The sequence below is a fragment of the Methylobacterium sp. J-077 genome (assembly GCF_022829365.1).
Classification (GTDB): domain Bacteria; phylum Pseudomonadota; class Alphaproteobacteria; order Rhizobiales; family Beijerinckiaceae; genus Methylobacterium.
This window is the reverse complement of sequence record NZ_JAKSYJ010000167.1, coordinates 41,961-63,059: the sequence shown is the minus strand read 5'-3', so window position 1 is coordinate 63,059 and position 21,099 is coordinate 41,961. Positions and strand designations below refer to the sequence as shown.

20 protein-coding genes and 1 pseudogene are annotated in these 21,099 nt (G+C 69.8%); 11 read left to right on the top strand and 10 right to left on the bottom strand.

Annotated elements, in window-relative coordinates; translation table 11 throughout:
- Positions 1-100: 100 nt before the first annotated feature.
- The 3 genes from MKL11_RS21040 to ileS all read right to left on the bottom strand — a co-directional run bounded on the left by MKL11_RS21040 (position 101) and on the right by ileS (position 4,641).
- On the bottom strand, positions 101-763 hold the full coding sequence (locus MKL11_RS21040) for a hypothetical protein (RefSeq protein ID WP_243947002.1): 663 nt from the start codon (positions 761-763) through the stop codon (positions 101-103).
- 160 nt (positions 764-923) lie between these two features.
- A complete protein-coding gene (gene lspA, locus MKL11_RS21035; protein ID WP_243947000.1) occupies positions 924-1,454 on the bottom strand; it encodes a signal peptidase II in 531 nt (176 codons plus the stop codon).
- 220 nt (positions 1,455-1,674) lie between these two features.
- On the bottom strand, positions 1,675-4,641 hold the full coding sequence (gene ileS, locus MKL11_RS21030; RefSeq protein WP_243946998.1) for an isoleucine--tRNA ligase: 2,967 nt from the start codon (positions 4,639-4,641) through the stop codon (positions 1,675-1,677).
- Between the two features lie 341 nt (positions 4,642-4,982).
- Here ileS and MKL11_RS21025 point away from each other — a divergent pair, with 341 nt between their 5' ends.
- Positions 4,983-5,252, top strand: a complete 270-nt coding sequence (locus tag MKL11_RS21025) for a hypothetical protein (RefSeq protein WP_243946996.1) — start codon at positions 4,983-4,985, stop codon at positions 5,250-5,252.
- A gap of 25 nt (positions 5,253-5,277) precedes the next feature.
- On the opposite strand, the gene MKL11_RS21020 is transcribed toward MKL11_RS21025, so the two are convergent.
- The 3 genes from MKL11_RS21020 to MKL11_RS21010 all read right to left on the bottom strand — a co-directional run bounded on the left by MKL11_RS21020 (position 5,278) and on the right by MKL11_RS21010 (position 7,949).
- Positions 5,278-6,228 (bottom strand): DMT family transporter, encoded by a 951-nt coding sequence (locus MKL11_RS21020; protein ID WP_243946995.1) that lies wholly within the window; start codon positions 6,226-6,228, stop codon positions 5,278-5,280.
- Positions 6,229-6,343: 115 nt separating this feature from the next.
- Positions 6,344-6,688: a hypothetical protein gene (locus tag MKL11_RS21015; RefSeq protein ID WP_243946992.1), complete on the bottom strand. Its 345-nt coding sequence runs from the start codon at positions 6,686-6,688 to the stop codon at positions 6,344-6,346.
- A 418-nt stretch (positions 6,689-7,106) separates the two neighbouring features.
- Positions 7,107-7,949 carry an NAD(P)-dependent oxidoreductase gene (locus tag MKL11_RS21010; protein ID WP_243946990.1) on the bottom strand — a complete coding sequence of 281 codons (843 nt, stop codon included), beginning with the start codon at positions 7,947-7,949 and terminating at the stop codon, positions 7,107-7,109.
- A gap of 85 nt (positions 7,950-8,034) precedes the next feature.
- On the opposite strand from MKL11_RS21010, the gene MKL11_RS21005 reads away from it, so the two are divergent.
- A complete protein-coding gene (locus tag MKL11_RS21005) occupies positions 8,035-8,253 on the top strand; it encodes an antitoxin MazE-like protein (RefSeq protein WP_243946988.1) in 219 nt (72 codons plus the stop codon).
- Positions 8,254-8,278: 25 nt separating this feature from the next.
- Positions 8,279-8,566: a type II toxin-antitoxin system prevent-host-death family antitoxin gene (locus MKL11_RS21000; protein WP_409565889.1), complete on the top strand. Its 288-nt coding sequence runs from the start codon at positions 8,279-8,281 to the stop codon at positions 8,564-8,566.
- Between the two features lie 111 nt (positions 8,567-8,677).
- Here the strand turns inward: MKL11_RS21000 and MKL11_RS20995 are convergent, their stop codons facing one another.
- Positions 8,678-9,880: a pyridoxal phosphate-dependent aminotransferase gene (locus MKL11_RS20995; protein WP_243946984.1), complete on the bottom strand. Its 1,203-nt coding sequence runs from the start codon at positions 9,878-9,880 to the stop codon at positions 8,678-8,680.
- 143 nt (positions 9,881-10,023) lie between these two features.
- Between MKL11_RS20995 and MKL11_RS20990 the strand changes: the two genes are divergently transcribed.
- The 3 genes and pseudogenes from MKL11_RS20990 (at position 10,024) to MKL11_RS20980 (ending at position 11,746) form a co-directional block, all read left to right on the top strand.
- Positions 10,024-10,314, top strand: coding sequence for a type II toxin-antitoxin system ParD family antitoxin (locus MKL11_RS20990; RefSeq protein WP_243946982.1), 291 nt, complete (start codon positions 10,024-10,026; stop codon positions 10,312-10,314).
- Positions 10,301-10,561, top strand: a pseudogene (locus MKL11_RS20985) (type II toxin-antitoxin system RelE/ParE family toxin); the annotation flags it as partial. The gene MKL11_RS20990 and the pseudogene MKL11_RS20985, both read left to right, overlap by 14 nt.
- A gap of 159 nt (positions 10,562-10,720) precedes the next feature.
- Positions 10,721-11,746, top strand: a complete 1,026-nt coding sequence (locus tag MKL11_RS20980) for an LLM class flavin-dependent oxidoreductase (protein ID WP_243947102.1) — start codon at positions 10,721-10,723, stop codon at positions 11,744-11,746.
- 138 nt (positions 11,747-11,884) lie between these two features.
- Here MKL11_RS20980 and cysN read toward each other — a convergent pair whose 3' ends face one another.
- Genes cysN through MKL11_RS20965 form a run of 3 tightly spaced genes read right to left on the bottom strand, consistent with a single transcriptional unit; the run spans position 11,885 to position 15,047 of the window.
- A complete protein-coding gene (cysN, locus tag MKL11_RS20975) occupies positions 11,885-13,291 on the bottom strand; it encodes a sulfate adenylyltransferase subunit CysN (protein WP_243946980.1) in 1,407 nt (468 codons plus the stop codon).
- Positions 13,291-14,238 (bottom strand): sulfate adenylyltransferase subunit CysD, encoded by a 948-nt coding sequence (cysD, locus tag MKL11_RS20970; protein WP_243946978.1) that lies wholly within the window; start codon positions 14,236-14,238, stop codon positions 13,291-13,293. Before cysD ends, cysN begins: the two co-directional genes overlap by 1 nt.
- The gene (locus tag MKL11_RS20965; protein WP_243946976.1) at positions 14,235-15,047 is read right to left on the bottom strand and encodes a phosphoadenylyl-sulfate reductase; all 813 of its coding nucleotides are present in this window, start codon (positions 15,045-15,047) and stop codon (positions 14,235-14,237) included. The genes cysD and MKL11_RS20965 overlap by 4 nt, the downstream gene beginning before the upstream one ends.
- Before the next feature lie 268 nt (positions 15,048-15,315).
- Here MKL11_RS20965 and MKL11_RS20960 point away from each other — a divergent pair, with 268 nt between their 5' ends.
- From MKL11_RS20960 to MKL11_RS20940, 5 genes are all read left to right on the top strand, one after another.
- Positions 15,316-15,831: an Lrp/AsnC family transcriptional regulator gene (locus MKL11_RS20960; protein WP_147857649.1), complete on the top strand. Its 516-nt coding sequence runs from the start codon at positions 15,316-15,318 to the stop codon at positions 15,829-15,831.
- A gap of 110 nt (positions 15,832-15,941) precedes the next feature.
- The gene (locus tag MKL11_RS20955; protein WP_243946975.1) at positions 15,942-17,711 is read left to right on the top strand and encodes a sulfite reductase flavoprotein subunit alpha; all 1,770 of its coding nucleotides are present in this window, start codon (positions 15,942-15,944) and stop codon (positions 17,709-17,711) included.
- A 194-nt stretch (positions 17,712-17,905) separates the two neighbouring features.
- Positions 17,906-19,741 carry an NADPH-dependent assimilatory sulfite reductase hemoprotein subunit gene (locus tag MKL11_RS20950; RefSeq protein ID WP_243946974.1) on the top strand — a complete coding sequence of 612 codons (1,836 nt, stop codon included), beginning with the start codon at positions 17,906-17,908 and terminating at the stop codon, positions 19,739-19,741.
- 423 nt (positions 19,742-20,164) lie between these two features.
- A complete protein-coding gene (locus tag MKL11_RS20945; protein ID WP_243946972.1) occupies positions 20,165-20,464 on the top strand; it encodes a hypothetical protein in 300 nt (99 codons plus the stop codon).
- Positions 20,461-21,099: a TetR/AcrR family transcriptional regulator gene (locus MKL11_RS20940; RefSeq protein ID WP_243946970.1), complete on the top strand. Its 639-nt coding sequence runs from the start codon at positions 20,461-20,463 to the stop codon at positions 21,097-21,099. The genes MKL11_RS20945 and MKL11_RS20940 overlap by 4 nt, the downstream gene beginning before the upstream one ends.

The window sequence follows — 21,099 nt, the reverse complement described above, 5'->3', positions numbered from 1 at the left end:
ACCGGGCCGTCTTCGTCTCCGGGCGGCAGGAGCCGGACCGGGACAGACATGTCATGTTGCCATACCGGGCCGCCGTTGCAACGGCGCCACAGACTGGAGGTTACTGCTGGGCCCGCTCGCGCTGATAGGCCCGGGGATCGGACTCGTCGCGCTCGCGGCTGGCGTTGTTGATCGGATCCCGCGTCGGCGGCTGGACCAGCTTCTTCGGCGCTTGCCGGTAGCCGGTCGGCGGATCGGTCAGCGTGTCCCGGACCGGCTCGACATCGGAGGGCTCGGCATTGGCGCTCTTGCCCCTCAGCAGGTCGAACGGGCTGAGCAGGCTGTCGTCGCGGTTGGTGTCGCCGGGCTTGCGCTCGGCCGTAGTGGTCACGCTGGCGCCGGCGCGGCGGCCGCCGCGGATCTCGTCCACCGAGAGGGTAGCGTTGTTGTCGTCGTAGCGCCCCTGGGCCTGGTTGCCCTTGGGGACGCGCCGTTCCGCGGCCGCGCGCTCGCGCTCGGCGATCTCGGGATCCTTCGGCCAGGCGGTGCTGGTGGAGCGGGCCCGGGGCTGGGGCAGGGCCTTGCCGTCGAGCTTGGGCGGCATCACCAGCGGCGGGCGCTCGTGATAGTCGATCGGGTCCTGCTGCTTCTCCAGCAGACCCATGCCGGAGAGCGCGTCGCGCATGAACTCGCCGCGTTCCTGCGCCTGTGCGCCGCCGGCCAGCAGCGGCGCCAGCGCGACCGCGGTGGAGAAGATGAGACGAAGCCTGCGATGCCCGGTCATGCTGCCTCACGGGTTCCGGCCGGGAATCCGGCGCGGGGATGGCCGCCACGCGGCCTGATCCGACAGGTCCCGGCGTGAGACCGGTTTCCGGCGATCGTATGGCGCCTTGACCGCATCGCACCAGAGGCTTGGAGCGGGCAGGGCCTGTGTGTTGCGCGGATCACAGCCGCGGGCTCGAATCGCCCGGCACCGGGCCGGTCCCGGCCGTGTCCTTCTTCGCCCCGCGCGCGGTCGGGCTCAAGCTGTCGAGAATCAGGCCGATCACCCCGGCGACGATGGCCGCGTCGGCCACGTTGAACACGTACCAGGACCAGCTGCCGGCATGGAGGTGGACGAAGTCGAACACCGCTCCGTAGGCGGCTCGGTCGATGGCGTTGCCGAGCGCGCCGCCGACGATCAGCCCCAGGGCCACCGCCAGCAGCCGCGAGCCCGCCCGGGTCATCCAGATCCCGAGGCCCAGCGCCGCGGCGAGCGACAGGGCCACCAGAAACCAGCGCCCGAACCCGCTCTCCTGCTGGAACAGCCCGTAGGAGACGCCGCGATTCCAGACCACCACGAAATCGGCGACCGGCGCCAGCCGCCACGGCTGGGTCAGCACGAGATCGGTGCCGAAATACAGCCCGAGCTTGGAGGCCTGGTCGAGGACCAGGGTGACGAGCAGGGCCAGCAGGCCGGCGCGGGTGGGAGTCATGGGCGGGGACCAGACACACACACGTTTCCCTCCCCCCTATGCGGGGGAGGGTACCCTGCGCAGCAGAGGGGGAGAGGGGCAGCGCGACGATGCGGGATATGACTGCTGGCGCGACCTCTCCGGATACGTCGCTCCCCTCTCCCGACCCTCGCTGACGCGAGGCCCACCCTCCCCCGCAGAGGGGGGAGGGAGGCGTCGGCGGAGTAGGCTCCCAGAAACCTCACGCCGCGCTGGCCTCCGGGTGCGCCGCGTCCCATTCGCGCAGGGCCTGGGCGTCGCGGGGAGTCACGTCCGGAAATTCCGGGTCGCTGCCGACCGCGGGGCTCACCCGCCAGGAGCGGGCGCATTTGCGGCCTTCCGCGGGCGTCGGCACCACGGCGACGCCGCGCACCTCGTCGATCCGGAACGCCTCCGCCGGCCCCTCGCCGGCCACCACCGTGATCGCCGAGGTGATGCAGGTATCGGCGAAGTCGCAGCCCTCGAGCGCCGCGAGCAGCTCCGGATCCGAGACGTAGACGGTCGGGGCCGCCTCCAGGCTCGCGCCGATGCGCTTGGCCGCGCGCTCGATCTCCAGGGCGCCGGTCACGGCCCGGCGCACCTTCCTGATCTTGTGCCAGCGCTCCGCGAGGGCCGGGTCCAGCCATTCGGCCGGGGTCTCCGGCAGGGTCTGGAGATGCACCGAGCCGTCCGCGGACGGGTAGCGGTCGAGCCAGGCCTCCTCCGCCGTGAAGGCGAGCACCGGCGCCAGCCAGACCACCACCCGCCGGAAGGTCTCGTCGATCACCTGCAGGGCCGCCCGGCGGGTCACCGACGAGATCGGGTCGCAGTAGAGCGCGTCCTTGCGCACGTCGAAGTAGAACGACGACAGGTCGCCGGTCATGAAGCCGTTGAGCAGGGCCACGACCCGCTTGGTGTCGTAGGTCGCGTAGGCCTCGCGGATCTCGCCGTCGAGCTCGGCCAGCCGGTGCAGGATCAGCCGCTCCAGCTCCGGCATTTTTTGGACCTCGACGTCGTCGCCCTCGACCCGGTGGGCCAGGGATCCCAGCATCCAGCGGAGGGAGTTGCGCAGCTTCCGGTAGGTCTCGGCAAAGGTCTTGATGATCTCCGGGCCGATGCGCAGGTCGTCGGTATAGTCCGAGGCCGCCACCCACAGGCGCAGGATGTCGGCGCCCGAATCCTTGATGATGCTCTGCGGCGCGACGACGTTGCCCTTCGACTTCGACATCTTCAGGCCCTTGCCGTCGAGCACGAAGCCGTGGGTCAGGACGATGTCGTAGGGCGCCCGGCCGCGGGTGCCGGAGGATTCGAGCAGCGACGACTGGAACCAGCCCCGGTGCTGGTCCGAGCCCTCCAGGTACATCACCCGGTCCTGGCCGCCGTCGCGGACGCGCCGCGCGCCGGCCAGCGCCGGGAACGCCTCCGGATCGTCCAGCACGAAGGCGTGTGTGGAGCCGGAATCGAACCAGACGTCGAGGACATCCGTGACCTTCTCGTAGGCGGCCGGGTCGTGGTCCGGCGCCAGGAAGCGTTGGGCGGCATCGTCCCGGAACCAGGCATCGGCACCTTCGGCCTTGAAAGCGTCGCGGATCCGGGCGTTGACGGACGGATCCTTGAGGATCTCGCCGCTCTCCCGGTGGACGAACACGGTGATCGGCACGCCCCAGGCGCGCTGGCGCGAGACCACCCAGTCCGGCCGGTTGCCGACCATGCCGGTGATGCGGTTCTTGCCTTGCGGCGGGACCCACTGGGTCTCGTCGATGCTCTGGAGGGCGACCTCGCGCAGGGACCGGTTGCCCAGGCTGTCCACCGGCCGGTCCATGGCGATGAACCATTGCGGGGTATTCCGAAAAATCACCGGCTTCTTGGAGCGCCAGGAATGCGGGTACTGGTGGCGCAGCACGCCGCGGGCCACCAGCGCCCCGGCCTCGGTGAGCGCGGCGATGACCGCCTTGTTGGCGTCGCCCTTCTCGCCCTTGTCGGTGAGCACCCGGGTGCCCTCGAAGCCCGGCGCGGCCTTGGTCAGGGCGCCGTCGGCATCCACCGTGTAGGGGATCGTGGGGTCGATGCCGCGCTCCTGCAGCAGCCGGCCGCTGGACATCCAGAGATCGAAATCCTCGCGGCCGTGGCTCGGCGCCGTGTGGACGAAGCCGGTGCCGGATTCATCGGTGACGTGGTCGCCGTCGAGGAGTGGCACCGCGAAATCGTAGCCGCGGTCGGCGAGCGGGTGCGCCAGGGTGAGGCCGGCCAGCGTCTCAGGCAGCACGTCGCTGACGCGCTCGAACGCCTCGACCCGGGCGGCCTTGAACACGGTGGCGGCCAGGCTGTCAGCCAGCAGGTAGGTCTGCCCGGGGGTCGCCCAGTTCTCGGCCGGGGCCTGCGTGACCCGGTAGAGCCCGTAGGCGATTTTTTTGGAGTACGCGACGGCGCGGTTGCCCGGCATGGTCCAGGGGGTGGTGGTCCAGATCACCACCCGGGCGTCTTTCAGCGCTGCGTCGGCCCCGTCCCGGATCGGGAAAGCGACGAACACGGTGTCGCTGACATGCTCTTCGTACTCGACCTCGGCCTCGGCCAGCGCAGTCTTCTCGACCACCGACCACATCACCGGCTTGGAGCCGCGATAGAGCTGGCCGCTCATCGAGAACTTCATCAGCTCGTCGGCGATCACCGCCTCGGCCGGGTAGGCCATGGTCGCGTAGGGATGGTCCCAGTCGCCGGTGACGCCGAGGCGCTTGAACTCCGACCGCTGCACGTCGAGCCAGTGGGCCGCGAAGGTCCGGCATTCCTGCCGGAACTCGATCACCGGCACGTCGTCCTTGTTGCGGCCCTTGGCGCGGTACTGCTCCTCGATCTTCCACTCGATCGGCAGGCCGTGGCAGTCCCAGCCGGGGACGTAGTTGGCGTCGAGGCCGAGCGCGCCCTGGCTGCGCACCACCACGTCCTTCAGGATCTTGTTGAGCGCCGTGCCGATATGGATGTTGCCGTTGGCGTAGGGCGGCCCGTCGTGCAGCACGAAGCGCGGCCGTCCCGAAGCGGCGGCGCGGATCTTCCCGTAGAGGTCGATCGCGGCCCAGCGCTCCAGCAGCAGCGGCTCCCGGGTCGGCAGGCCGGCGCGCATCGGAAACTCGGTGCGCGGCAGGAACAGGGTCTTGGAATAGTCGCGGGCAGAAGCGGTCTCGGGGGTGGTCATCGGATCTCGCATCGGCGGTCGGGCCGGCGGCATCGGGCCGGCCGGACACAGGAATTCTGGGCAGGGCGAGCGGCATCAGGATCCCGGACTTCCGCGCGGCCTCGCCGGAGCGGGCGCTCATTTACGCGGAGGCCGGGCCAATAATTCGAAGCCTGCGGCCCAGGCCGCGAAGAGCATGCGAAGCGAACATGACCCGTTCTCTAGCAGCGGCCCCGATCCGATGCCAGCGGCCGGGGCCGGGATGCCTGATGAGACCTTTCGGCGCCTGAACCGTTGACCGGTACGCCCTCCGCGACCCGCAAGGTGCGGAGCCTATCCCGATCGACGACCAGGAGTTGACCATGAAAAAACTGATGATCGCCGCCCTCGCCCTCGCCCCGCTGGCCTTCGCCACCGGCGCCGAGGCCCAGGGCACGGCCCGGGGCGCCCAGCGCGGCGCCGAGGACGGTGCCGCTGCGGCCGGCCCGGTGGGCGGCGTCGTGGGCGGCGCGGTGGGCGCTGCCACCGGTACGGTCGGCGGCGTGCTCGGCACCGATCCGGATCCGGCCCGCCGCGCCCAGGAGAACCGTCGCGAGGATCGGATGGACCGCCAGGAGCGGATGGGCCGCTAATCCCGCCTCGAACCGGCCGGTCGCCTCAGGCGGCCGGCCTGTCCCGGCGGATCGTCTCCTGCGCCAGGAGATAGAGGCCGGAGCCGACCACGATCATGGCGCCGGCCACCGTCCAGCGGCTCGGCACGTCGCCGAACAGCAGGAAGCCGAGCGTCACCGACCACAACAGCTGGGTATAGATGAACGGCGCCAGGATGTTGGCCGGCGCGCGGGCATGGGCCAGCACCAGTAGCCAGTGCCCGATCGTCCCGAACAGCGCCACCGCGATCAGCAGCGCCCAATGGGTGAGGTTGGCCGGGCTGGTCCAGATCCAGGGCAGGAGCGGGGCCATCAGCGCCAGGCCCGCGAGCCCAGTGTAGAACATCGTCGTGGCGGTGGAATCGCAGGCCGCGAGCTTGCGCGTGATGATCGCGTAGAAGGCGTAGACCACAACGTTGGCGACGCAGAGCAGGGCGGCCGGATGCATTCCGCCGAGCCCCGGGCGCACGATCACCAGCACGCCCAGGAACCCGACCCCGATCGCCATCATCCTGGCCCGCGACGACCATTCGCCGAGCAACGGCCCGGCCAGCAGCGCCACCGTGAGCGGCGCTGCGAACTGGATCGAGATCGTCTCGGCGAGTTGCAGGTAGCGCAACGCGAGAAAATTCAGGGCCGTGGAGGCGAACAGCAGCAGCGAGCGGACGATCTGCAGGGGCAACCGCCGGCTCTTCACCACCCCAGGGGTGCGCACCGGATTGATGAACAGCGAGATCATCGCGACGCTGGCGGCGTAGCGCATGAAGGTGGTGACCAGCGGGTCAACCCCGGCCCGTGACAGGGTCTTGGCGCTGGCATCGAGGCCCGCGAAGAAGGCGACGGCACCGCACATCAGGGCGATGCCGATGATCCGCCGCCGGCGCGCGAGGTCGGGTGACGGGGCCGCGCAGACGGGAGCCCTGTCGTTGGCGACGGTTGTCGCGACCTGCGTGCTCATGCCTGCCAAATCTCGGTGGAGGCCTGTATTCCTGCCACGCCCTGCGCCATGGCGGCACCCGTCGCGGCGCAGGGGAAGTATGCAGCCGGCACGGTTCGCCAGCGCAGCATCCAGTTCAGCGCTTGGCCGCGACCTTCTCGGCGGCCGCGGTCTTGGTCGCCGCCTTCGCGACCTTCGCCTTCGCCGGGGTCGCGCCCGCGATCAGGGCGGCGAGGTGGCCCTGGTCGAGGCCCGCGGTCGGGGCGGGCACGACAGCGGCCGGTGCGACGGCAGCAACCGCGCTCACGGGCCGGCGCGGCTCGATCGAGCCGGTGGCCGCCGGATCGGGCAGGCCGGCAAAGGCCGCGATCGGACTGGCGGGGGCGGATTCGCGCTGCACGCGCAAGGTCCAATGGGCGGCGGTGGAGAGGGCGGCAATCCCGAGGATCGCCTTGATGCCGCCGGTGAGCAGGGCTCGCATGGTCGTCAGGCCCGAGAGAACGCGGTTACGCCGGACCGGATCCCCGGCCTCGTCGCATCATCGCGCCGGAGCGTGAACGAAGCGCCAAGCCGACCGCATCGGGCTGTCCCGGATCGGGGCAGGAGCGCCGGATCGGCCTCCGCTCTCGGATGAGAAATTCTATGTGGGCCTTGCGCCGAGCCCGCGGTTCCTGTTCCCCGCGCTCCCGACACGCCTGCAGCGACTCGGCCCACTGAGCCTCACAGGATTGGCCCAGAGAACTGGTCCGGACCACCCCGTCACTGCCGGCCCCGCTACCATGCAGGCCCGAGCGGGCTCGCGAAACCTTCAGGCGCATCGGCTGCGGGGACCGTCCGTGTAGAGGGTGGCAGCCGAGCCGGCAACAGAGCGGGCCCCGTTTCGGCGTCCCCCGCGGCGATCAGCGCTCCGCAGCGGCCGCGGCGAAGCGTATCAGCGCGCCGATCTCGTCTTGCCCCGCCTCAGCGGCGAGGCGCGCGTAGAGATCGGCGTAACCGGAAAAGACCTGACGCCCGGCCGCGTCCGGCCCGAGGAAATCGGCGATCTCGCCCATCTCGGGCGCCCAGCGATAGGCCTTCGGCGCCATGTCGGGCAGGGCCTTGGCGAACCGGGCGAGCAGCGCCGGCTCGTTCTCGGCGAGTTCATCCAGCAGCGCCGTACCGGCCCCGGCGCGCTCGGCGGCCAGGATCATGATCGCGGCGAGCGCCGTGAGCCCCTTGTTGAGGCCGGCATAGCTCATCTTGAGGCTGGAGGCCGCGCCGACGGCCCCAGGGCAGACGCGCAGGTCGAGGCCCAGATCGCGCAAGGCCAGCGCCGGGGTGGTGTCGGCCCCCGAGACGTAGACGCGGGGGCCCTTGCTGCCGGGCTTCGGTGGCAGACCCAGGATCGCTCCGTCGAGAAACGGCGTCCCGGTTTCCGCGACGATTTCGGCGATGCGGCCGATCGTGTCCGGGCTGACGGCGTTGGCGTCGACATAGACCGGCTTGCGCGCCGCCGCCGCCAGAGCGGGGGCGAGGCGGCGGGCCAGGGCCTCCGCGTCGGCGGGCGGCACGATCGACAGCAGGATGTCGGCGGCCAGGAGGTCGGCCGTATCGGCATCGACCATGCCGGCCGCCGCGGCCCGGGCCCGGCTCGCCGCCCCGCGCCCTTCGAGGGCGGTCAGCACCCGGGCGCCGTGCTCGACGAGCCGCGCCCCGATGGCGCTGCCCATGGCGCCGGGGGCGATTACCGTGATGGTGGGCATGGGAGGCTCCGAAACTACGCTGCCGGGTCTATGGTATCCAGCGCGCCAGCGGGGTCATAGTGTTTGGCGGGGTCGGATCACCGTCATGAAGCAGCTTCAGCCGAGCGACGCTCTGTCGAGGTCACGGCGTTGCCGCCGCTCGCGGCGACGCTGCGACCTGAAGGCCCCGCTCGTTTGGAGACCCGATCCAGCGAGGCCGGGTTTCAAGGAGGAAGTGGCCCGGCAGGCTTCGCTTCTGGAGGGCGCCAGCGAGGAAATCGAAGCGTTACGCTTCATCGCGGCGACATTCGATTGGCGCGATTGAGAAATCGATGGGTCGCTTGTTCAGCATGACCACCGGCGCAGTCCAACCCTCCAGCCAGTCCGGAGCGTGGTGCTTTCAGGACGCGAAGGCCCGTTTCGGCGAGGTGGTCCAACGCGCCTGCACCGCGGGTCCGCAGTGCGTGATCGGGCCCGGCCAGGAAGCCGTGGTGATCATTTCGGCCGTGGAGTTCCGTCGGCTGACCGGACCGTTGACGGGCCAGTCGCTGATCGATGCGCTACAGGCATCGCCCTTCCGCGATATCGATCTCGAATCCGAGCCCGTGGCGATCCCGGCCCGCGACGCCGGTTTCTGACGCGGCTGCGTGGCACCAACGTCCTACGCGAACCTTACAGGCCGGCAGATCGCTCCCCAACCCCAGGAGCGATCCGGTGGCTTGAGCCCGGCGCGGCCGGCGCTCTGAGCCTTACCGCAGCGAGCCGCAGAACCGCTGGATGCGCCGGCAGGCTTCCTCCAGCACGGCGTTCGAGGTCGCGTAGGAGATGCGCAGGTTCGGGCCCAGCCCGAAGGCCGAGCCGTGCACGGCGGCCACGCCCTCGGCCTGGAGCAGCTCCGTGACGAAATCCTCGTCGGTCTCGATCGTCTTGCCGGCTTCCGTCTTCTTGCCGATCAGCGCCGCGCAGGATGGGTAGACGTAGAAGGCGCCCTCCGGCGTCGGGCAGGTCAGGCCGTTGGTCTGGTTGAGCATCGACACGACCAGGTCTCGCCGGCCCTGGAACGCCGTCCGGAACGTCGCCAGATGGTCCTGCGGCCCGTCGAGGGCGGCCACCGCGGCCCATTGCGCGATGGTGCTCGCCCCGGAGGTCTGCTGGCCCTGGACGAAGTCCATCGCCTTGATCAGCTTCTCCGGCCCGGCCGCGTAGCCGATCCGCCAGCCGGTCATGGCGTAGCCCTTGGAGACGCCGTTCATGGTCAGCGTCCGCTCGGCCAGTCGGGGCTCGACCTGGGCCGGGGTGACGAAGGCGAAGTCGCCGTAGGTCAGGTGCTCGTAGATGTCGTCGGTGAGGATGTGCACGTCGGGATAGCGCAGCAGCACGTCGGTGAGCGCCTTCATCTCGTCGCGCGTGTAGGCGGCCCCGGACGGGTTCGAGGGCGAGTTCAGGACGATCCACTTGGTCTTGGGCGTCAGCACCCGGTCGAGTTCTTCCGGCTGGAGCTTGAAGCCGTGCGCCATGTCGGTGTCGGCGAAGACCGGCGTGCCGCCGCACAGCCCGACCATCTCGGGGTAGGACACCCAGTAGGGGCGGGGGATCACCACCTCGTCGCCGGGGTTCAGGGTCGCCAGGAAGGCGTTGTACAGCACCTGCTTGCCGCCGGTGCCCACGATGGTCTGCGCGACCTTGTAGTCGAGCCCGTTCTCGCGCTTGAACTTGCGCACGATCGCCTCGCGCAGGGGCGCGATGCCGGAGACCGGCGGGTAGCGCGTCTCGTTCCGGTGGATCGCCTCGATCGCGGCCTGCTTGATGTGGTCCGGCGTGTCGAAATCCGGCTCGCCCACCGACAGGCTGATGACGTCGACGCCGGACGCCTTCAAGTCCCGGGCCTTCTGGGTCATCACGATGGTCGCGGACGGCTTCACCCGCGAGAGGACGTCGGCGAGGAGAGCCATGATGTGTCGATCTCCGTGAGAGCGAGGCGACCTCGGGCGCCCGCGCTGCGGCCGGGACCCTAGGCCGACGGTGCGGTGCGGACAAGGCTGCGCGGCCAGCCCGATCTCATGCTAAGATCGTGCCGATCTGAAGAGGGCGATTCATGCCACCGGCCGAGACGATCAGCGTCACGCTGCCCCCCGAGACGGTCCGCGCCCTGCGCGAGCGCGTCGAGGCCGGCGAATACGCCTCGGTCGGAGACGCCCTGGAGGATGCGGTGCGGGCTTGGCAGAGCCGGCGCCGGGAGGATGCCGAGCGCCTCGACGCGATCCGCGCCCGCATCCGCCGGTCTCTGGACGACCCTAGCCCGCCGCTGAGTGTCGAGGGGGTCCGAGCCCACCTCAAAGCCCTTCATGCCGAGACCGTGAAGGCTCATCGGAATGCGACGCCTTGAGGTCGTCTTCCGTACGGAAGCCGAGTTCGATCTGCTGCAGATCTACCGTTGGGTCTACGAGGCCAGCCGCGATCCGGACGTCGCCGACCGGTTTCTGGATCGGCTCGTCAGCCGCTGTGAGCGCATCGGCGACGCGCCCCACGGCGGCCGCCCGCGCGATGATTTGGAGCCCGGGTTGCGGACGGTATCGTTCGAACGTTCGGCGGTGATCGCCTATCGGGTCGACGATGATCAGGTGCAGATCGTCAACGTCTTCTACGGGGGGGCGGAACTTCGAGGCTCTGTTCCCGGATCGGGATCAAGCGGGCGGCACGAACTGAGGTCGACCCGCGCTGTGTGCGGCAGGGTCTCTTCAACCCTACGCCCAGCCCTCGCACCGGCCGGCCCGCACCCCTATCTCCTATTGATGATACCGCTCTCCGTCCTCGACCTCTCCTTCGTCAGCGCCGATTCGACCCCGGCGCAGGCGCTGCACGACACGCTGGCGCTGGCGCGCCACGTCGACGGCCTCGGCTACCGGCGCTACTGGCTGGCCGAGCACCACGCCCTGCCCAACGTGGCGAGCCCGGCCCCCGAGATCATGATCGGCCAGATCGCCGCCGCGACCCGAACGATCCGCGTCGGCTCGGGCGGGATCATGCTGCCGAACCACGCGCCGCTGGCGGTGGCCGAGCGCTTCCGGGTGCTGGAGGCCCTGTTCCCGGGCCGCATCGATCTCGGCCTCGGGCGCGCGCCCGGCACCGACGGGCTCACCGCCCGGGCCCTGCGTCGGCGGGAGGCCCCCGGCGAGGGCGGTAACGACGACTTTTTGGACCGCCTGCAGGAGTTGCTGTTCTGGGACGGCGGCTTCCCGGAGGGGCATCCGTTCGGCAGGATCCAGGCGAGCCCCGCCGGGGTGCCGCTGCCGCCGATCTTCCTCCTCGGCTCGTCCGATTACAGCGCCCAGCTCGCGGGCGAGATCGGCTGCGGCTTCGGCTTCGCGCAGCACTTCTCCGGGATGCCGGCCGAGGCGCCGATGCTGGCCTATCGCCGTCTGTTCCGGCCAACGCGGCTCGGCGAGCGGCCCCACGCCATCCTGGCCGTGGCGGCGATCTGTGCCGCCACCGATGCTGAGGCCGAGCGGCTGGCCGCGAGTGCGCGGCTCTCGACCCTGCGTCGGGAGCGCGGCGAGTACCGGCCGCTGCCGAGCTTGGAGGAAGCGCTGGCCTACCCGTACTCGGATTCCGAGCGCGCCCAGATCGAGCGCGGCCGCGACAAGCTGCATGTGGGTGGGCCGGAGACCCTGCGGGCGACGCTCACGGATCTCGTCGCGCGGACGCAGGCCGACGAGCTGATGATCGTCACGGCGATCCCCGACCAGGCGGCGCGGCAGGAATCCTACACGCAGCTGGCGCAGGCCTGGGGCCTCGGCGCCGTTTCGGAAGCGGCCTAAGGGGATTCCTAAAGGGCTCAGCCCTTTGGCGGGGTATCGGGGCGGAGCCCCAATGCAGCTGGGCTTCGCCCGCCCCCAGGGCTCCGCCCTGGACCCGCACAAGGTCTTGGACCTTGTGGATCCAAGACTTTAAGCCCTTCAGCGCCCGAGCAGGCGGCCGAGGCGACCGAGCAGGCCGGGGGCCTTCTCGTCGGGCGGTGTGGCGGAGGCCGCCGGGGCGGCTTCGCCCTTCGGGGCCAGGACCAGGCCGAGGGCCGCCGTGTCGGTGGTCTCGCGGTCGATCAGGATCAGGCTGCCGGTCTCCCGGTTATCCGCGTAGGCATCCACCGCCACCGGACGGTCGAGGCGCAGGGCCACGTCCGCGATGTCGTTGGCGGCGAGGCGCTCGGCCGGGCCGGGCCTGCCAGTCTCGGGATCGATCCGCGAGACGATCCGCTCCACGGTGGCGTTGACCGTGGCGGTGCCGATCTTGGCGAGCAGGCTCGCCCCCGGCGCCAGCTCGGTCTCGGCGGCCCAGAACAGGCGGGCCTCGAAGGCCTCGGCAATGCGCAGCGGAGCGCCGGAGGCCGCGATCACCTGCCCGCGGGAGGCGTCGATCTGATCGGCCAGCACCAGCGTCACCGATTCGTCCTCGCCGGCCTCATCGAGGTCGCCGTCGGCGGTGTAGATCCGCGCCACCGTCGATGTCCGGCCGGAGGGCTGGATGGTGATCGCGTCGCCGGGGCGGACCCGGCCGCTGGCGATCCGCCCGCTATAGCCGCGGAACTCGGAATTCGGCCGGTTGACCCACTGAATCGCCATGCGGAACGGGGCGTTGAGCGCCTCCGCGTGCACCGGCATGGTCTCCAGATGGTCGAGCAGGGTGCCGCCCGTGTACCAGGGGGCGGCGATGCCGGGCTCCACGACGTTGTCGCCGTTCTTGGCCGAGAGCGGGATCGCCTTGACCTCGGCGAAGTTCAGATCGCGGGCGAACTCGGTGAATCCCGCGCGGATCGCGTCGAACGTGTCCTGCGACCAGCCGACCAGGTCCATCTTGTTCACCGCCAGCACCACCCGGCGGATGCCCAACATCGAGACCAGCAAGGCGTGGCGCCGGGTCTGGCGGATCAGGCCCTGGCGGGCATCCACCAGGATCACCGCCACGTCGGCCGTCGAGGCGCCGGTGGCCATGTTGCGGGTGTACTGCTCGTGGCCGGGTGTGTCGGCGACGATGAACGAGCGCTTGTCGGTGGAGAAGAACCGGTAGGCGACGTCGATGGTGATGCCCTGCTCGCGCTCGGCCTGGAGGCCGTCCACCAGCAGCGCGAGGTCCATCTCCGCGCCCTGCGTGCCGTGCTTGCGCGAGTCGCGCTGGAGCGCCGAGATCTGGTCGTCGAAGATCTGCTTGGTGTCGTGCAGGAGCCGTCCGATCAGGGTCGACTTGCCGTCATCCACGGAGCCGCAGGCGATGAAGCGCAGCACGGCCTTGTTCTGGTGCGCGGCCAGGAACGCCTGGTAGGTGGCGGCACGGTCACCGAACGCGGTGGGAGCCTGGTGCACCGTCATCAGAAATACCCCTCCTGCTTCTTGCGCTCCATGGCGCCCGCGCCGTCCTTGTCGATCACCCGGCCCTGGCGCTCCGAGGTGCGCGCCGCCAGCGTCTCGCCGACGATCTCGGGCAGCGTCGCCGCGTCGCTCTCCACGGCGCCGGTGAGCGGGTAGCAGCCGAGCGTCCGGAACCGGACGAGGCGCTGCTGCGGAACCTCGCCGGGCTCCAGGGGCAGCCGGTCGTCGTCGACCATGATCAGCTGGCCGTCCCGCTCGACCACCGGGCGCTCGGCCGCGAAGTAGAGCGGCACGATCGGGATCTTTTCCTGCTCGATGTAGAGCCAGATATCGAGCTCGGTCCAATTCGAAAGCGGGAACACCCGCAGGGATTCGCCGCGCTTCTTCTTGAGGTTGTAGAGGTGCCAGGGCTCCGCGCGCTGGCGCTTGGGATCCCAGCGGTGCTGCGCGGTGCGGAGCGAGATGATCCGCTCCTTGGCGCGGCTCGCCTCTTCGTCCCGGCGGGCACCGCCGAAGGCCGCGTCGAACTTGTACTTGTCCAGCGCCTGGCGCAGGGCCTGGGTCTTCATCACGTCGGTATGGACTTCCGAGCCGTGGCTCACCGGCCCGATGCCGCGGGCGAGCCCGTCCGGGTTGGTGTGGACCAAGAGGTCGAGGCCGAGTTCCTTCACCCGAGCGTCGCGGAAGGCGATCATCTCCCGGAACTTCCACGTGGTGTCGACGTGGAGCAGCGGGAACGGCAGGGTGCCGGGCGCGAAGGCCTTCAGGGCCAGGTGCAGCAGCACCGAGGAATCCTTGCCGATCGAGTAGAGCATCACCGGGTTCTCGGCCTCGGCGACCGTCTCCCGGAAGATGTGGATGCTCTCCGCCTCCAGCCGCTTGAGGTGGCTGAGGCGGTCGGCGGCGGGAGCGTGCGGCGACACGGCGGCGGCGAGGGCGGCGCTCATCGGGCGAATTCCGGCTGGCGGGTCTTCACGTCTGGATTGCTTTCGAAGATTGCGGGCTCCTGGCCCGGCTGGACCGACGCGGAGGGCTGGCCGACATGCAGGCCGCACTCCTTCTTGTCTTCCTGCTCCCACCACCAGCGGCCGGCGCGCTCCGGCTCGCCGAGCTTCACGGCGCGGGTGCAGGGGGCGCAGCCGATCGACGGAAAGCCGCGATCGTGCAGCACGTTGTAGGGGATGAAATTCTCGCGCACGAAGCTGTCGACCTGCGCCCGGGTCCAGTCGGCCAGGGGGTTGAGCTTGATCAGGCCGCGCTCGGCGTCGAACGCGGCGAGCGGCGTCTCGGCGCGGTTGGCCGATTGGCCGGCGCGCAGACCGGTGAGCCAGCCGCTCGCCCCGTCGAGGGCCCGGCCGAGCGGCTCGACCTTGCGGAACCCGCAGCAGGCCTGCCGGGCCGCCACCGAGCGCCGGAAGCCGTTGATGCCCTCCGCGCGTACGAACGCCTCGACGGCCACGCGCTCGGGCGCGTAGGCGCCGATCCGGATTCCGTAGGCGGATTCGGTCTCGGACCAGGTATCGTAGGCCTCCGGGAACAGCCGGCCGGTATCGAGGGTGACGATCTCGACGCGGCCCTTGGCCAGCCCGGCCATCGCCAGCCCATGGGTCAGCGCCTGATCCTCGACGCCGAGGCTCGTGGTGAACACGAGGCGGCCGGGGATCTCGGCGGCGATCAGGTGGAGCCGGCCTGGCAGGTCGAGCCCGGACAGCCGGTCCGCGAGGGAGTCGGCCATCGTTCGGTCCGGACGGGTCATCGCGACATGTCCTGCGGTTGGATCGTGGGAAAGGATGCGGACGGTGCCGCACCCTGTTGTCGAAGGGCCGAAATGTTCGCTATACCGAACGAAGTCAAGGCGCCCGGGGTTGCTTGTCGGGCATATCCGGGGGGCCTAACGTGCGGTGGCGCACCCGATCCCGCCGTACCCGATACCCCTCACGATAAAAGATTCTTCTCGGCGGCCCTGTGAAACGCCTAAACTCCCCGCGCGCGGCCCAGCGTGGAAGGATCCCACGGAGACGACTTTGGACGCCATCGATCTGAAGATTCTGGCCCTGCTGCAGGCGGACGCGACCCTCTCCATCGCGGCGATCGGTGAGCGCGTCGGCCTGTCTCAGACCCCATGCTGGAAGCGCATCCAGAAGCTGGAGGCGGACGGGGTGATCGACCGGCGGGTGGCGGTGCTCGACCCGGTCAAGCTCGGCCTCGGGCTCACTGTGTTTGTCTCCATCGAGACTGCCGACCACTCCCAGGAATGGCTGCAGCGCTTCGCCGCGACCATTTCGGCCATGCCGGAGGTACTGGAATTCTACCGGATGGCGGGGGATGTGGATTACATGCTGCGCGTCGTCGTGGCCGACATGCAAGCCTATGACAGTTTCTATAAGCAGCTTATCGCGGTGCTGCCGTTGAAGAACGTCACCTCGCGATTCGCCATGGAGAAGGTGAAGTCGACCACTGCCCTGCCGCTGCCGGCACCGCCGAAAACCGGGCGCCATCTGCCCGGGACCGGCCCGGTTCTGGCCGTTGTCGGAGAATGATCTTCTATTTTTCTGCGGCGCAGCGAAAGCAATATCCTAGTTGAGGCGCGTTCTGCAAAAAGAACGTTTTCGATTGACACAGGCCCCGTAGGCCACGACATGGTCCCCTGATGGCACGCCAGAATCTCCTTCCGCGCACCGCCCCGTTCGGCGACGGCGAGCGCGCCAGCCTCGATGCCGTTCTCGGCAGCGCGACCCCCGTGCAGCGCGCGTGGCTGGCCGGCTTTCTGGCGGGCCTCGATGCCGCCGGCGGCCAGCCGGCGGCGGCCCCTGCCGCGCTGCCCAAGGCGGCTGAGCCGCTGACGATCGTCTACGCCAGCGAGTCGGGGAATTCCGAGGCGCTGGCCGGCAACGTCGCCAAGCTGGCGCGCAAGCAGGGGTTCAAGCCGAAGGTCGTGGATTTCTCCGATCTCGACGTGGCGAGCCTGCCCAAGGCCGGCAAGCTCATCGCCATCGCGGCGACCTGGGGCGAGGGCGAGCCGCCGGCCCGGGCCGTGCGGGCCTATGGCGAGTTGATGGGGGAGGGCGCCCCGCGCATCGACGGCGTGGACTTCGCCGTCCTGGCGCTGGGCGACACGTCCTACGTCGAGTTCTGCGCCATCGGTAAGGCGCTCGACGCGCGCTTCGAGGCCCTGGGCGGCAAGCGCGCCGCCGAGCGCGCCGACCTCGACCTCGATTTCGAGAAGCCGGCCGCAGACTGGATCAAGAACACCCTCAAGGCCCTCGCCCCGGCCGAGACGCCCGACAACGTCGTGGCGGTTGATTTCGCCCGCGCCGCCCCGGGCGAGGACGACGATGCCGAGCCGAGCCGCGAGCCGCTGGTGGTCGAGGTCGTCGAGCACGTGAATCTCAACTCCTCGCGCTCGGACAAGGAGACGATCCACCTGGCGCTGGCCTTCGAGGACGGGGCGCCCGCCTACGAGCCCGGCGACTCGCTGGAGATCTTCCCCGAGAACGACCCGCAGCTCGTGGACGAGATCCTGACCGCCGCGGGCCTGTCGGGCGACGAGGCCCTGCGCAAGGCGCTGCTCGCCGAGCGCGACATCACCACCCTGTCGACCGCCACGATCGAGCGCTTCGTCAAGGCGACCGGCCACGCCGACGCGCAGAAGCTGATCGACGGCGGCGAGGCCCGGGCCTGGATCGAGGGGCGGCACCTGATCGATCTGCTCGCGACCTTCCCGGCCACGCTGACCGCCGACCACCTCACCACCATCACCCGGCCGCTGCCGCCCCGGGCCTACTCGATCGCGTCCTCGCGCAAGGAAGTGGGCGACGAGGTCCACCTCGCCATCGTGGCGGTGCGCTACGAGACCCATGGGCGCGCCCGCTCGGGCGTCGCCTCGGTCCACGTCGCAGACCGGATCCGCGACGGCGCCAAGCTGCGGGTGCGGCTGAAGCCGAACCGGCATTTCCGCCTGCCGCAGGATCCGGCCACCGACATCATCATGGTCGGCCCCGGCACCGGCGTCGCGCCGTTCCGCGCCTTCGTGCAGGAGCGCCGCGCCATCGAGGCGCCCGGACGCTCCTGGCTGTTCTTCGGCGATCGGCACTTCCTGCACGACTTCCTGTACCAGCTCGAATGGCAGGAGGCCCTGGAGGACGGGTCGCTGACCAAGATCGACGTGGCCTTCTCCCGCGACCAGCCGGAGAAGATCTACGTGCAGAACCGCATCACCCACAACGCGCAGGAGCTGGTCTCCTGGCTGGAGGGCGGCGCCCATTTCTATGTCTGCGGCGATGCCAAGAACATGGCCAAGGACGTGCGCGCCGCGGTGGTACGGGCCTACGAGATCGCCAGATCCCTGAGCCCGGCCGACGCCGAGGCGCAGGTTGCGGCCCTGGAGCGCAGCCACCGCTACCAGCAGGACGTCTACTAGAGCGCAATGGCTGAACACGGGCCAATCCGGGTTTCCAAAGGGCGTGTCGCCCTTTGGCGGGCCGTCAGGGCGGAGCCCGACAACAGGGCTCCGCCCTGCACCCGCAAAAGGTCCCGGACCTTTTGAATCCAGGATTTGTGACGATCCCGCTCGGATAGGGGCGGGGACGCATTCAAGACTTTGGAAGTGATCCCATGGACGACCACAGCCCCCGCGACGACGCCCCGGCCCTGGCTCCGACCCCGGCTCCCCGCGTCTACGAGACGCCGCCCAAGGACCGGCCGATCACCGATGCCGAGGCGGCCCGCGCCGCCCAGCTCGCCGCGAACGAGCACATCAAGATCGCCAGCGGCTATCTTCGCGGCGGCCTCGCCGACGGCCTGCTGAAGCACGCCACCGGGGCGATCTCCGAGGATGACGGGCAGCTCGTGAAGTTCCACGGGATGTACATGCAGGACGACCGCGACCTGCGCCCGGAGCGGACCAAGAAGAAGCTCGACAAGGCCTACAGCTTCATGATCCGCCTGCGCATCGCCGGCGGCGTGATCAGCCCGCAGCAGTGGCTGGCGCTGGACGACATCGCGGTCACCTATGCGGGCAGCGCCCTGCGGGCGACCACGCGCCAGACCTTCCAGTACCACGGCGTGATCAAGTCGAACCTCAAGCGCACGATGTCGGCCATCGACGCGGCCCTGCTCGACACGATCGCGGCCTGCGGCGACGTGAACCGCAACGTCATGGCGGCGACCAACCCCGCCCAAGTCGGCGCTCACAAGGCCGCCCACACCCTCGCCAAGGACATCTCGGACAGCCTGCTGCCGAAGACCAGCGCCTGGCGCGAGATCTGGCTCGACGGCGAACGCGTGGTCGGCGGCGAGGAGGAGGAGGTCGAACCGGTCTACGGCCGCACCTACCTGCCGCGGAAGTTCAAGATCGTCGTGGCGGTGCCGCCCTCGAACGAGGTCGACATCTTCGCCCACGATCTCGGCTTCATCGCCATCCTGGACAAGACGAACCAGGTCACCGGCTGGAACGTCACGGTGGGCGGCGGCATGGGCATGACCCATGGCGAGCCCGAGACCTTCCCGCGCACGGCCGACGTGATGGGCTTCGTGGCCCCCGAGGACGCCATCAAGGTCGCCGAGGCGGTGATGACCGTCCAGCGCGACTGGGGCAACCGCAAGAACCGCAAGAACGCCCGGCTCAAGTACACGATCGAGCGCTACGGCCTGGCAGCGTTCCGGGCCGAGGTGGAGGCGCGGATCGGCAAGACGCTCGGCGAGCCGAAGCCCTTCACCTTCACCAACAACGGCGACCGCTTCGGCTGGACCGAGGGCGATGACGGCCGCCACCACCTGACGCTCTACGTCCCGTCCGGCCGGATCAAGGATTACGAGGACGGCCCGCAATTCCTCACGGGCCTGCGCAAGATCGCGCAGGTCCACGAGGGCGATTTCCGCCTCACCGCCAACCAGAACGTGATCGTCGCCAACGTGCCGGCGGAGAAGCGCGCCGCGATCGAGGCCCTGGTCGACCAGTACGGCATCACCAAGGGCGCGGGCGCGCTGCGGCGCAACTCCATCGCCTGCGTGGCGCTACCGACCTGCGGCCTGGCGCTCGCCGAGAGCGAGCGCTACCTGCCGGACTTGATGACCGAGCTGGAGGAGAGCCTGGCCACCCACGGGCTCGCCGAGGAGGAGATCACGATCCGCTCCACCGGCTGCCCGAACGGCTGCGCCCGCCCGTTCATCGCCGAGATCGGCCTCGTCGGCCGCGGACCCGAGCGCTACCACCTCTATCTCGGTGCGGCCTTCGATGGTTCGCGCCTGAGCAAGCTCTACAAGGAGGATGTCGCGGCGTCCGACATCCGCGACACCCTGGACCCGCTCTTCGCCGATTTCGCCAAGGGCCGGAACCCGGGCGAGCATTTCGGCGACTACTTGATCCGGGCCGGCCATGTCGCCCGCACGGTGAACGGCCCGGATTTCCACGACCGGACCGGCGCCCTCAAGCCGGCCGGGCACGCCTGAGCCGACGCGATTTCGGGGTCGAGGCAGAGCCCTCGGCCCCGGCGGAACGATTTCTTTTCGGTTCGGCCGAATGGTCCCGCGCCTGCGGGTGGCGGCAGGCCGCCCTTCGACACAAAGTCGGCATCGTCCGCGCAGCAATCTCGCATCGCGCGAGCCCTCACATGGGTTCTGATTGGTCGCTTCGGCCAGCTTCACCCCGCCGTCATCACAAGCGAAGCGACGTGACTCAGGGTGGCGCGACACGATCAAGCGTGGCGCCACGCCGGCTTGCTTCGCTACGCTCGCAATGACGGGACGGCGGCGATGCAATCATCCGGAAACCATACCGGCTCTCGGCCTGTGCTTCCTTCATCCACGAGAACGAACGTTCATTGACACGTGAATGAACGTTCATTATGACGGGAAGGCAAGCAGGAGTGAGCCATGGCTCTGTCGCTCGAAGGCAGCTGGTCCGATCTCGATCGGGATAGTTTCGATCCGTCCGGAACGGGTCCGACGCGGATCCTCACGACGATCCGGGCTTTCTGCACCCCTGCGAACCTCACCTTCGCCGCCGTTCTGGTCCTCGCCTGGATGGCGCTGATCAGCTGGACCGGGGCGGGCCCGAAGGGCTGGCAGGCGCGTCTCTGTGCGGATCTGAGCCAGACCGTCCAGTCTTGCGCGGTCGCCGGTCCCGCGAAGGACCAGAGCCGCGTCGCCGCGATCGCGCAGCGCGCCCCGTGAGCGTGCCGGCGAGCACCGAGGCGCGCGGCGGTCAAGCCGCGCGGCGCGAGCATATCCTCGACGCCGCCGAGGCTTGCTTCGTGCGCAACGGCTTCCACCGCGCCACCATGCAGGACCTCGCCCGCGAGGCCGCGATGAGCCCGGGCAATTTCTACCGCTATTTCGAGTCCAAGGAGGCCCTGGTCGTCGGGCTGGTGGAGCGCGAGCGGGAGCGCGGAGCGCAGCTCGTCGAGGAGATGGAGCGCAGCGGCGATCGCCGCGGAGCGCTCCTGGACATCATCGCGCGCTACTTCGTGTCGATCACCCGCGAAGCCGCGGTGCTGCGCCTGGAGATCTGGTCGGAGGCGACCCGCAACCCGGCCATCGCCGCGCTGACCGCGCGGACGGAAGCCGAAACGCGAGACTGGTTCGTCGCGACCTTCTCGGCGCTGGCCATCAGCCCGGATTGCGATCCGGACCGGCTCTACGCCCTCGTCGCCCCACTGATGAAGGGGATCGTGGTCGGCCGCGCGATCCTGCCCGATTACGACCCGGGCCCCGCGGTGACCCAGCTCCACGCCCTGCTGGAAACCGGGCTCGACGGCCTCCTGCCGCGCGCTGCCCGCGCCGGGCCGCGGATCACCACGCTCGCGTGA

Coding starts and splice junctions, on each gene's coding strand:
- MKL11_RS21040 (WP_243947002.1), bottom strand. CDS start 763: ATGACCGGGCATCGCAGGCTTCGTCTCATCTTCTCCACCGCGGTCGCG.
- lspA (WP_243947000.1), bottom strand. CDS start 1,454: ATGACTCCCACCCGCGCCGGCCTGCTGGCCCTGCTCGTCACCCTGGTC.
- ileS (WP_243946998.1), bottom strand. CDS start 4,641: ATGACCACCCCCGAGACCGCTTCTGCCCGCGACTATTCCAAGACCCTG.
- MKL11_RS21025 (WP_243946996.1), top strand. CDS start 4,983: ATGAAAAAACTGATGATCGCCGCCCTCGCCCTCGCCCCGCTGGCCTTC.
- MKL11_RS21020 (WP_243946995.1), bottom strand. CDS start 6,228: ATGAGCACGCAGGTCGCGACAACCGTCGCCAACGACAGGGCTCCCGTC.
- MKL11_RS21015 (WP_243946992.1), bottom strand. CDS start 6,688: ATGCGAGCCCTGCTCACCGGCGGCATCAAGGCGATCCTCGGGATTGCC.
- MKL11_RS21010 (WP_243946990.1), bottom strand. CDS start 7,949: ATGCCCACCATCACGGTAATCGCCCCCGGCGCCATGGGCAGCGCCATC.
- MKL11_RS21005 (WP_243946988.1), top strand. CDS start 8,035: ATGAAGCAGCTTCAGCCGAGCGACGCTCTGTCGAGGTCACGGCGTTGC.
- MKL11_RS21000 (WP_409565889.1), top strand. CDS start 8,279: ATGACCACCGGCGCAGTCCAACCCTCCAGCCAGTCCGGAGCGTGGTGC.
- MKL11_RS20995 (WP_243946984.1), bottom strand. CDS start 9,880: ATGGCTCTCCTCGCCGACGTCCTCTCGCGGGTGAAGCCGTCCGCGACC.
- MKL11_RS20990 (WP_243946982.1), top strand. CDS start 10,024: ATGCCACCGGCCGAGACGATCAGCGTCACGCTGCCCCCCGAGACGGTC.
- MKL11_RS20980 (WP_243947102.1), top strand. CDS start 10,721: ATGATACCGCTCTCCGTCCTCGACCTCTCCTTCGTCAGCGCCGATTCG.
- cysN (WP_243946980.1), bottom strand. CDS start 13,291: ATGACGGTGCACCAGGCTCCCACCGCGTTCGGTGACCGTGCCGCCACC.
- cysD (WP_243946978.1), bottom strand. CDS start 14,238: ATGAGCGCCGCCCTCGCCGCCGCCGTGTCGCCGCACGCTCCCGCCGCC.
- MKL11_RS20965 (WP_243946976.1), bottom strand. CDS start 15,047: ATGACCCGTCCGGACCGAACGATGGCCGACTCCCTCGCGGACCGGCTG.
- MKL11_RS20955 (WP_243946975.1), top strand. CDS start 15,942: ATGGCACGCCAGAATCTCCTTCCGCGCACCGCCCCGTTCGGCGACGGC.
- MKL11_RS20950 (WP_243946974.1), top strand. CDS start 17,906: ATGGACGACCACAGCCCCCGCGACGACGCCCCGGCCCTGGCTCCGACC.
- MKL11_RS20945 (WP_243946972.1), top strand. CDS start 20,165: ATGGCTCTGTCGCTCGAAGGCAGCTGGTCCGATCTCGATCGGGATAGT.